10 protein-coding genes and 1 pseudogene are annotated in these 11,462 nt (G+C 40.5%); 8 read left to right on the forward strand and 3 right to left on the reverse strand.

Annotation, left to right across the window (positions count from 1 at the left end):
* The 3 genes and pseudogenes from CFPU101_RS24090 to CFPU101_RS24100 form a co-directional block, all read right to left on the reverse strand.
* Positions 1–563: pseudogene (locus tag CFPU101_RS24090) on the reverse strand (ATP-binding protein); the annotation flags it as partial.
* Positions 564–572: 9 nt separating this feature from the next.
* Positions 573–896 carry a hypothetical protein gene (locus tag CFPU101_RS24095; protein ID WP_206818274.1) on the reverse strand — a complete coding sequence of 108 codons (324 nt, stop codon included), beginning with the start codon at positions 894–896 and terminating at the stop codon, positions 573–575.
* Between the two features lie 5 nt (positions 897–901).
* Positions 902–1,528 carry a hypothetical protein gene (locus tag CFPU101_RS24100; RefSeq protein WP_206818277.1) on the reverse strand — a complete coding sequence of 209 codons (627 nt, stop codon included), beginning with the start codon at positions 1,526–1,528 and terminating at the stop codon, positions 902–904.
* A 280-nt stretch (positions 1,529–1,808) separates the two neighbouring features.
* Between CFPU101_RS24100 and CFPU101_RS24105 the strand changes: the two genes are divergently transcribed.
* The 8 genes from CFPU101_RS24105 to CFPU101_RS24140 all read left to right on the forward strand — a co-directional run bounded on the left by CFPU101_RS24105 (position 1,809) and on the right by CFPU101_RS24140 (position 11,420).
* Positions 1,809–2,558 carry a ParA family protein gene (locus CFPU101_RS24105; protein WP_206818278.1) on the forward strand — a complete coding sequence of 250 codons (750 nt, stop codon included), beginning with the start codon at positions 1,809–1,811 and terminating at the stop codon, positions 2,556–2,558.
* Positions 2,558–3,496, forward strand: coding sequence for a ParB/RepB/Spo0J family partition protein (locus tag CFPU101_RS24110; protein WP_206818280.1), 939 nt, complete (start codon positions 2,558–2,560; stop codon positions 3,494–3,496). Before CFPU101_RS24105 ends, CFPU101_RS24110 begins: the two co-directional genes overlap by 1 nt.
* Positions 3,497–3,517: 21 nt before the next feature.
* A complete protein-coding gene (locus CFPU101_RS24115) occupies positions 3,518–3,901 on the forward strand; it encodes a hypothetical protein (RefSeq protein ID WP_206818282.1) in 384 nt (127 codons plus the stop codon).
* Positions 3,898–4,311, forward strand: a complete 414-nt coding sequence (locus tag CFPU101_RS24120) for a hypothetical protein (protein WP_206818284.1) — start codon at positions 3,898–3,900, stop codon at positions 4,309–4,311. Before CFPU101_RS24115 ends, CFPU101_RS24120 begins: the two co-directional genes overlap by 4 nt.
* A gap of 31 nt (positions 4,312–4,342) precedes the next feature.
* Positions 4,343–7,816, forward strand: coding sequence for a helicase-related protein (locus tag CFPU101_RS24125; RefSeq protein WP_206818286.1), 3,474 nt, complete (start codon positions 4,343–4,345; stop codon positions 7,814–7,816).
* A gap of 26 nt (positions 7,817–7,842) precedes the next feature.
* A complete protein-coding gene (locus tag CFPU101_RS24130; protein ID WP_206818288.1) occupies positions 7,843–8,100 on the forward strand; it encodes a hypothetical protein in 258 nt (85 codons plus the stop codon).
* Positions 8,101–8,538: a PIN domain-containing protein gene (locus CFPU101_RS24135; protein ID WP_206818290.1), complete on the forward strand. Its 438-nt coding sequence runs from the start codon at positions 8,101–8,103 to the stop codon at positions 8,536–8,538.
* 203 nt (positions 8,539–8,741) lie between these two features.
* A complete protein-coding gene (locus CFPU101_RS24140) occupies positions 8,742–11,420 on the forward strand; it encodes a DUF1156 domain-containing protein (RefSeq protein WP_206818291.1) in 2,679 nt (892 codons plus the stop codon).
* The last annotated feature ends 42 nt before the right edge of the window (positions 11,421–11,462 follow it).

Here is an 11,462-nt window from a genome sequence, read left to right on the forward strand (position 1 = left end):
TATTTTTCAATAATTGGTATTAGCTGATACCATGTTTTTTCCCCGCTTGCTAGAATGCGGTCAAAGAAATCGCCCTTGTCGGGTTCAACGCCTTCATCGACGGTATAGGTAACGAACAAATTTAAAAAATTGACTTTCCGAATCCCCGCTTCGGTCAATTCTCTTGTTCGTTTAGCCGCGCCTCCAAGCAGCAACCGTAATTCTGGCGTTGCCTCGCTCATTAACTCAGTCAGTTGAGCCTGTCGAGTTGAGTCATCAATAAATTGTCCGAAATGAATGGTTAGCGATTCGCCTAAAGGAAGATCATTCAATGACTTGAGCCCCGCAAAGACATTAAATACTTCTTCTTCAGAGAGAATCGGCGCAATTCCTCGGCAACGAAACCCAAAAACCACCCGAAAACTTTCTTTTTTATGGGGCTGCAACAAGGTTGCCCCCACTTCTCGACCACCATCTAGATATTGAAGGAAAGTCAACAAGTGAAAGTTATCTTCAAAGGGCGTTAGCTTTTGCTTTTTCCCTCGAAGTGGGTCTGTAATGATTTTTGAGCCGATTTTGACCATTTCCTTGACCTACTCATCCAATAACCGACGGTTTCGTTTTCGCTGACTTTGAGCTTCCCCAGAGGACAATACAGATTGATAGGGAACGATCGCTCTTGTCCAGTTCGGCGTTTCGACTAACCGCCCAAAGAAAGCGTACATCCCGCCAAAGGTCAGAACCCACCAAGTTGCCATTCCCCAGCCACTGGTGACGATGACCCAAATCCACGATAATCCCAGGACTTTTTTTAAGATGACAAAAGACAATCCAAAAATAATGGCCCAAGGAAAGATCTGATCTCCTGGCATAAAAAAGATGCGGGGCGATTTATCTAAATTGCGGTAAGTTGGCATCGGTTCTAGACCAGTCCTATCGCATAATCACCACCGAAGACACCCGCCGCCACGATTAATGGTGTTTTAGCCGCTTGCTTCCAATCCTCTTCTTCGCGGGATGATCCAATCACTTTAGATACCGCCCAAGCGATATAGACAATAAACAGCACTTGTAGCACGCCAAAGCCAAATTTGGTAATTGGAACAATCGCCGCCGCGTTCGTTCCAGCAAAGATACCGTTAATCTTGGTTTGGATATTAGTAAAGAAAAAGCCAGACGAAAGAGAAGGCGTTGGTGTTGTCGTTCCAGCAAACACGGGTACACTGATGCCATCTAGAAGAAAAACGATAAAACTCACTAACCAGGCGATTGGCCAAAGTCCGACTCGATCTAGTAATCTTTGTAAACGTACCAGTTGGCGGCGCGGACTTTCCCACGCATACAGATAGGCACACATCAGAATCGAGACGAGAAAAATCGAGTAGCCAATCAGTGCAGTTGGACTAAGATTGCCCGTTTTGAGCAGCATTTGCGATAAATTGAGCATCATCGTCGCCCAACTGAAAAGCAATACTTGGCTAAGGGTGAACTTTTTTAAAAGCCTTGACCATAAATTCATAGACGTGCGCCGTCTTGTCACTGCTATCATCGAATCTCCTCAACAACTGTTTTTTCTTTAATACCGTTTTGAGCCAGTTAAAATCACTACCCTTTTAGTACCTTCTGGTGTTAAATAATGTGAAGGGACTCTTACTGATTAAATCAGCCGAAAATCCTTATTGTTTTAGGCGTTCAACGGTTTTAATGAATTTTACGTTTCGGGTTCTAGATTTTTTATATTTTTGGCTCAAAATCGCTGGAACCATTATTTAAAGAAGCTTTCGAGATTATTTCTTTTTGTTGCCTTTTCAGGTATCTTTTGGATAGATATGTCTAAAATCATTGCTATTTTCAATCAAGCGGGTGGCGTTGCTAAATCCACGCTCACTCTTAATCTGGGCTACTCTCTCAGTCAACTTCAGCAAAAAGTTCTCTTAGTCGATATTGATCCCCAAGCCTCCCTCACGACTTTTCTGGGACTGGAACCTTCAGAACTTGACCAAACTCTCTATCATTCGATTCTTCACGATGCCCCTTTACCGATTCATTCAATTCATGGACTTGATTTGGTTCCTGCTAATATCGACCTAAGCGGTGCCGAACTTGAATTAGTCACCGCCGATTTGCGAGATCTTCGCCTAAAAGACGCGCTAGAACCTGTGGAAGGGAAATACGATTACATCCTGCTCGACTGCCCTCCTTCTCTGGGCATCTTAAGCTACATTAGCCTGGTTGCTGCCACTCATGTCTTAGTTCCCATCCAAACTCATTACAAAGCCCTACGAGGTACAGAACTCCTGCTTAAAACCGTTAGTCGAGTGAAAAAGAAGCCCAATAAATCTTTAGCGTTAGCAGGCTTTATCCCAACTTTATACGATCAAAGAACTTCACAAGATGCTTTGAGTTTACAAGCGATTAAAGAGCAACTTTCTCCCCTCGCGCCAGTCTTTGATCCTATTCCTCGCTCAATTGCCTTTGCTGATGCGGTTCAAGCTCATTTACCCCTTGCTCTCTATCAACCGAAACACCCGACGATTTCTTTGTTAAACGATATTGCTCAAGCTCTCCTTGTACGCTAATGCCGACTTCTAAAACACCAAAACAACCCTACCAGATCAATACCCAGGGCATTGATCTGCTTTTTGGAGCCGATGACGAAGCTCCACCACCTCAATCGATTCCCCTAAAATCGATTCAACTTCCTCCCCAACAACCGAGGCGGTATTTTGATCCCCAAAAGCTAGAGAGTCTGATTACTTCTATCCAACAACAAGGGATTTTACAACCTTTGATTGTTCGTCCTCTAGATGATGAGCATTACGAACTTGTTGCTGGAGAAAGACGCTATCGAGCCGCTCAAACCCTAGCCCTTGACACCGTTCCTGTTGTCATTCGGACTTTTAGTAATGAAGAAGCCTGGGAGATTGCCTTACTTGAAAACTTACAACGAGAAGACCTCAACCCAGTTGAAGAAACTGAAGCGATTCTGCAACTGCTGGCTAATCGACTACAGATTACATCTGATGAAGTTATTGCGCTCATTAATTTGACGGCTCATCCAAAACGGGACTCTGTGCATAACGTTATGCACAGTGAACAATGGTTACAGCTAGAGTCGATTTTTACCACACTCGGAAGGGTTACCCCCAATAGCTTTCGTGTCAATCGCCTACCTCTGCTCAAACTTCCTGATGAGATTAAAGATGCACTCAATCAAGGACAGATTGATTACACCAAAGCCAAAGCGATCGCTTCCCTCAAAGACCCACAACAGCGAAGAGATTTATTAGAAAAAGCCGTTACTCAAAGCTTATCTCTAAGTCAAATCAAAGAAGAAATAACAACGCTTTCACGCCAGGCTGCATCGACTCCCATTATTACGCCTCAAAAAACTTTATCCGACACCTATCAACGACTTAAAAATGCTCAACTCTGGAAAGATCCACAGAAATGGAAAAAAGCTCAAACATTGCTCAAAAAACTTGAGGAATTGATTGAAGAAAATGTCTCCAATTAATGATTAAAAGCGTTAACTAAGGTGTCACCAAATTTACTGAAATTTTATCATGGAACAGATGTTTATAGTGCTTTAGACATTCTCAATAATGGTTTGAATGCACAGCGTTTACTGGCTTTACAAAAACAGCCAGTCCAATTAGGGACAGGATGGTATACGTCATTTGAACCAGAAGTCGCTTGGTTTTTCGCTTCTCTAGCTCCTGGTGGTGAAGGAGTAGGTTGTACAGTTATTGAAATGTTGCTATCTGTTGAAGACTTCAATTATCTTTTAGAAAAAAGAGATGCTAGAATTGAATCAATTGCTAACGTTAAGTTTGCCGCCGAACAAGTTTGTTTTTATCTTTCGGCTTTTGAATTTTTAAACCAAAGAGCCGAGTTTAAACCCTATCAAGAAGAATCATGAAACAGCAATACTCGTTAAATGATTTAACCATTCGCCCCACTCATCAACAAAAAAATGATGAAGGACTGAGCGAGCATACACATAGAATTATTTTTAAACATCCTTTAAATTTAGAAGAGAAACAGCAATTTATACAACTAATAGAAGGAATTCAACAATTGATAGCTCCAGAGCAATTAGAAAAGGAGCAGGTTATTTTTACGTCCGACCATCAAGCTGATTACAAACTTATTCAGCCTAACATTTCAGGAGAATGGAAAGACTTACTTTTTGCAAAATTAGCGGTTTTTAGCACTGAAGTTAGCGAAATTCTTGAACATGATGGCAATCGAGTTTTCAGTCAAATTGCGACAAAACACGAGCAGCGTGATCTAAATCACAGGAAAAACGAGCCAATTCAAAGAATATAGAAGTATTCTTTAAATTAAGCTACGTCACAGCATGGTCGAACAATTAATCGGTAAACGTATTTTCTTAAGCGATCAGTTTCCTGCACCGATTACGGTTGAAGATGCTGAAATCATTGATGGAACGATTCTCCTCAAAGTTCGTACTCTAGAAGGCAGTAGTAGCGAAGCATTCCTAGAACTAGAACAATTAGAATCTATCCTCGCATCTGAACCCGTTTCGACCAATACTTTAGTTAATCCCGATTCTTTTTTCCTCTATATTGAAGCCAATCGCATCAAAAACGCTTTTGCCTATGACCCTCACTTTGCGGTCAGTCTGAGTGGCGTTAAACCCTTACCTCATCAATTAGAAGCCGTTTATGAGAGAATTCTGCCCCAAGTTCGCCTACGCTTCCTGCTTGCCGATGATCCAGGTGCTGGTAAAACCATTATGGCAGGGTTACTGATCAAAGAATTAAAACTCCGTCATATTATTGATCGCGTTCTCATTCTCACACCCGCCCCACTAACTGTACAATGGCAAGATGAATTACGGAGTAAATTTGCTGAAACCTTTGAAGTGATTAACTCCTCTCTTGTTAAAAATCAACCAGGAGGAAATCCCTGGGAACGGTTTCGTCAATGTATTGCCTCGATTGACTTTGCTAAACGAGAGGATATACTACCCAGTGTCTTACAAGTAGACTGGGATCTAGTGATCATCGATGAAAGTCATAAATGTTCGGCACGAACACAGGGCGATGAATTAAAACGCACAGGACGCTATAAACTGGCTGAAGAACTCTCACAAAACACGGAACGCATTTTACTTTTAACCGCTACACCTCATCAGGGCAACGTTGACCAATTTAATAACTTCCTACGACTGCTAGACTCTGAACAGTTCATCTCTAATAGCGTCAATCCCAGTATTCTCCAGTTACAGGAAAGTCCCTGGTTTTTGCGACGAGTCAAAGAAGAACTTAGAGATTTTGAAGGGCGCAGACTCTTTAAAGAACGGTTTCCCAAAACTATCCCCTTCCAACTCTCATCGGAAGAAGAATATCTGTATAAACAAGTCACCGCTTACATCAACCGCTACCTCGGACAAACTCAAGGTAAACGAAAAGCCGCCGTTGCCTTAGCCCGTACCGTCTTCCAACGCCGTTTAGCCAGTAGTCTCCATGCGATTTTCAGTTCTTTAAGCAAACGGGAAAAACGCCTCAGCGAATTACTCACTGAACTTGAAAACCTCTCACCAAATGAACAGTTTCAACGACTGCAAGCAATGGGCAAAACGATCGATCCTGAAGTAGAAGACGATGACTGTTCCGATGAAGAATTAGACGACATCGCTTTTTCGACCAGTATCGCCGAACAACTCGATGAAATGCGGGATGAGGTTCATGAGTTACGGCGTTTGGTGAAACTAACCGCCCAAACGATGGCTATGGGAACCGAAGCGAAACTGAATGCACTTAAAGACTGTTTGCAAGGCTCAGAATTCGCTGAACTCAAAGACGGACAAGGCAAACTACTGATCTTTACCGAACACCGAGATACCTTGAACTATTTGCGAGACAATTTAACTCAATGGGGTTATAGTGTTTGTGAAATTCATGGAGGCATGAATGCAGTTGCTCGGAAAGCCGCACAAAAAGACTTCCAATTTTATAAACAGGTCTGTCTAGCGACTGAAGCCGCAGGAGAAGGGATAAACCTGCAATTTTGCCATTTAATGGTCAATTATGACCTTCCCTGGTCACCACATCGTCTAGAGCAACGGATGGGACGCATTCACCGCATCGGACAACCGAAAGACGTTTATATCTTTAATTTCGTCGCGATCAATACAGTAGAAGGACGAGTCTTAGATAAACTGCTCACCAAACTAGAAGAAATTCGTAAAGCAATGGGAGACAGAGTATTTGATGTCATCGGGCAGTTACTACAACTGTCGGACATTCGCTTTGAAGACTTATTACGAGAGTCTACTTACAATCAAGCGACCGAAGATAAAGCTAAAGAAATCATCGAACAACTTGACCCCTCCATTCTAGAGCGACTCGAACAAGCGACAGGCATTGCTCTAGCCACCAGTCATGTCGATCTGTCACAAATTCGTCAAACCCAAGCCAAAGACTTTATCTCAGAAGAACAGCGTTTAATGCCGCGCTATGTCGAAGAATTTTTCAAACGAGCTTGTGACTTTCTAGGAATTAATTTAGAAACCCGTGCCGATGGACTATGGCGTATCCCTTATCTTAAAGAAGAATTTCGTTCCCTTAATCTAATAGCAATTCGACGTTTAGGCATTCCTGAAACCAAATATCCTAAATTAACTTTCTACAAAGAACAACTAGACGAGGCGAATCATCGAGATGCTGAATTCCTCTCACCTGGACATCCTCTATTTGCTGCCATTGCAGAACGCTTAGATCGTCAACTTGCAGAAACCATCGGTTATCAATGCGCTTTATTTATCGATGCTGATACCCTAGCTCCTTATCGAATTCATTTCTTTGAAGTTCAAATTGTCGGACAAGATCTTAAAGAAAAGGAAATCCTTGTTGATGTCAAACTCTGTGCGGTTTCCGAAAAAGCTGATTGTAAAACATTGCTTTCTACCGACTGCCTCTATGACTTATCTCCTGTGCATCAAGACGGAATGGAAGTTCCAATTGCTGCACGGACATCTCACGGTCTGCCGTCGCACGGCAGACCCGTGTCCTCCCCAAGCGTCACCGAACAGCAGGAGTTAGAAAAGTGGCTGAAAACCCAAGTTCAGTTTCCCATGCTCAAAAAAGCACAGCAACAACGTGCTCTTGAATTAAATATCCGTCTTGAATACCTCCACCAAGCGATGAAATCAGCCATTGAAGAATCGCAACGAACTCAGATGAAGTTAGCTGGCTTAGTCGCCGCAGGGGAGGAACAGTACCGCGTTGCCAGAGATAATGCCCAAAATAAAGTACGATCGCTCAATGAACGCTATCAAAATAAACAGAAAGAATTAGAATCCTTAAGATTGGTTAGACCAGGACGAGTCAAATATCTTGGTACAGCCTTAGTCTGTCCACCACCTCCAGACATTAGCCATTCTGGAATGAGGAACGATCCCGAAGTCGAAGCGATCGCCATGAATTATGTGATGGAATACGAAAGACAACGCGGTTGGACACCCGAAGATATTAGTCAAAAACACGATGGTAGTGGTTTCGATATTCGCAGCATTGGCCCTGCCGATGAACAAACAGCAATTGCACCCGTTAGACGCATCGAAGTTAAAGGACGAGCTAATATTAATGAGGAAGTCTCGCTGACGGCTAATGAATGGCGTAGGGCGCAACAGTTAGGCGATACCTATTGGCTTTATGTGGTCTGGGGATGTAAAAACAGTAAACCTCAGTTATTGACCATTCAAAATCCAGCCAAAGTTTTAGCAGGAGAAGTTAAAGAAATCAGACAAGTCACTCGGTATCTGATTCACGAAAACGCATTAAGACAATTTTCATCGATAGAATAAAAGATGCTCTCTCTTTTTTCATAACCATGAACACTCAATTAGTAGATACATTGGCTCAAATTATTCAATCTTTGAGTTTAGAAGAAAAAACCTTACTGTCTTCTAAAATTCAGCTAGAAGATCAACCATCAAAAGCACCTGAACGTCCTTTTTATGAAACAGCTACACCTGAAGAATGGGCTAAAGCTTTTATGGAATGGGCAGAAAGTCATCGAGGGATGAATATGCCTCATCTTAGTGATGAAGATATTAGTCGAGAAAGTATTTACGGAGAAAGAGGCTAAATGCTCGTTTTAGTAGATACGAATATTCTTTTGCGAAGTGCTGATCCGACACACTCTATGAATTTCGATGCGATTAATTCAACAACAAAATTAAAGCAAAAAGGTGCCAAACTTTATATTATTCCTCAAAATCTCATCGAATTTTGGAATGTTTACACACGCCCAGCTAATAAAAATGGATTAGGTCATACTGTAAGTGAAGCGCAAAGCGAAGTTATTAGACTCAAAAGTTTTTTTCAATTACTTCCTGATACTCCTGATATTTATCCCCGATGGGAAAGTTTAGTGAGCAAATATCAAGTGAAAGGCGTACAAGTTCACGATGCTAAGTTAGTAGCGGCAATGCTTGTCCATCAACTCACTCACATCCTAACTTTTAATGTTGATGATTTTAATCGATATCAAGAAATTGTTAGTCTTCATCCAACACAGGTATAATTCTTTGTTTTTATTATTATGTAACGAACAATTTAAAATTTTTATAAAATAGTTATTTTTATAATTAACATAATCTGGCTTATTTGTAAACTGTGTAATCACATATTTTTAATAAAGTTAAATAGAAAAAATTCTAAAAAACACGGACGCTTTTATCATCTTAATAAATTATTCGTAGAGTAACTAATTATAATAATTACTCTATGAACTCATCTTCTCGCCTTATTGAAGACTTTATTCCAATCAAAGAAATTTCAGCAGAATCAGCCAGAGAAAAATCGATTAGAAAAGGACATATCTCTACATTACATCTATGGTGGGCGAGAAGACCATTAGTAGCAGCTAGGGCGGCTGTATTTGCGGCTTTAGTCGATGCACCCGAAACGCCACAAAAGCGAACCGCACTTAAAAAATTAATGATAGATTTGTGTAAATGGGAAGCAAGTGAAACGACTATCGATAAAGCCAAAAAAGCCATTTTGGAAACCCAACGAACTCGTTTAGGTTTAAGCGAAAACACACCATTAAAGGATGTTCCACCGCCAAAAGTGTTGGATATGTTCGCTGGTGGCGGGGCTATCCCTTTAGAAAGCCTAAGATTAGGCTGTGAAACCTATGCAATTGATCTTAATCCCGTTGCTCATATTATTGAATTGTGTACCCTCGTTTATCCTCAAAAATATGGTCAAAAATTAGCATCGGAAGTCGATAAATGGGGAAACTGGGTAATTGAAAAAGTTAGAAATGAGATCGGCGATTTATATCCTAGTATTGAAGTCGGAGAACTTTTAGAATCCAAATCAGAGCAATTAGAATTAATCGAATCTCATCAACCCAAACAATTAACTTTATCTCAATCTCTTACACCTGTAGCTTATCTCTGGACTCGTACTGTTAAATGTCCTAACCCCGCTTGTGTTGCTTCTGTTCCTCTAGTTCGTCAGACATGGCTATGTAAGAAAAATAAAAAATATGTTGCCTTAAAAGTTATTCCCAATCATCAGACTAAAAAAGTTGAATTTAAAGTCGTTGAATCGACAACCGAAAAAGGATTAGGTTTTAATCCAGAAGCAGGCAGTTCAAGAGGTAATTCTACTTGTCGCCACTGTGGAACAACCTTTAAAAACGATCATGTAAAAACTGAAGGTAAAGCAAACAGAATAAATCATCAATTAATGGCGATTGTTTGTACAAAAAGTGGTGAGTCAGGAAAAGTTTATCTAAGTGGTAATGATTATCAACAATATATTCCTGATGAAAGAGCAATTAAACAACGATTAAATAAGCTTTGTGAGGAAACAGGTTTAACTGTACCTGATGAACTTATTGAAAGTAACGACACTTTAAATTTTAAAGTACCCTTGTATGGAATGTATAAATTTAAAATTTTATTTACTTTTCGTCAGCTTTTCTCCTTGATGACCTTTATCAAATGGGTACGCATAATATACGAGGAAATGCTGCAGCAGAAATATGATAAGGAATTAGCAAAAGCAATCGTTACTTATTTAGGAATATTATGTGATCGGTTGAGTGATTACAACAGTTCAGTTACTCGTTGGATTAGTGATGCTGAATTGATTGGTAATACTTTTTCACGTCAAGCTTTACCAATGGTTTGGGATTTTTCAGAAATTAATCCTTTAGGAAATGCGTCTGGAAATGCTAAAGGTGCCTTAAATTGGATTCTACAATTTATTAATAGAGAATTATTTAGTGGTCGTCCATCTCAACTATATCGAACGTCATCAATGACACTACCTTTAGAAAAAGAATTGTTAGATGCAATTATCACAGATCCTCCCTATTTTGATTCTATATCTTATGCCGATCTATCAGACTTTTTTTATGTCTGGTTAAAACGCTCAATTGGTTATCTTTATCCTGAGCATTTTTCAGGACAATTAACACCTAAAAAGCAAGAAGCTATTATGGCACCTCATCGGCATGAAAAGGATAAGATAAAAGCAGCAAAAGCTTATCAAGATATGATGCACCAAGCATTTTGTGAAGCCAATAGAGTTTTAAAAAGTGATGGCATCATGACTGTTGTTTATGCTCATAAAACTACTTTTGGATGGGCAACTTTAATAGATTCTCTCAGACGTGCAGGATTTACAATTACAGAAGCATGGCCACTCGATACAGAAAGAACAGGAAGACTATGTGCAATCAATTCGGCATCTCTTGCCTCTAGTATCTTCTTAGTTGCCCGCAAACGCACTACATCAATAGTCGGTGACTACGCAATGGATGTACAACCGCAACTCAAAGCCATCATCTCTGAACGAGTCAAAACCCTTATTGCCGAAGGGGTAAGCGGTGCAGATTTAGTCATTGCTTGTGTTGGTGCGGGACTTCGGGCTTATACTCAGTATGAAACGGTTGAACTTCCCAATGGCGATGAATTAGATGCTACTTCCTTCCTTAATGAAGTCCAAAAAGAAGTTGCTGAAACTATACTCAAAGAAGTTTTAGGCTGTGACCAAAAAGGAATTTCTAAAGTCGATAAACCCACACAGTATTACATATTAGGACGCTATGAATATGGTGAATCGGTTGTTGAATTCGATGAAGCAAATACCTTAGCTAGAGGTGTCGGTATAGAATTAGTAGGAGCCAACAGCTTAACCGATGGTCGGATAGCCTTAGTGAAAAAGGATAGAAACCAAGTTCAGCTAAAAGATTATCAAGAACGGGGAGCATTTGAAGATTTAGGCATTTCTAACGGTCATCCTGCCACACAGGTTGATATCCTGCACCGTCTTCTCTGGCTGAGTGAACACAAACCCCAAGAAATCAACAACTATCTGATTCAAGCGCAACCTGATGCCTCACAGTTACAGTTAGTCGCTCATACCAAGTTGCGAATTGTAGCGTAAAATTAAATAGAAAGAAGAAAAGGAAGATCAAGAAGAAATGTC

Origin of the sequence: Chroococcus sp. FPU101 (assembly GCF_017312365.1) — a bacterium.
In the GTDB taxonomy this organism is placed as follows: domain Bacteria; phylum Cyanobacteriota; class Cyanobacteriia; order Cyanobacteriales; family Microcystaceae; genus Chroococcus.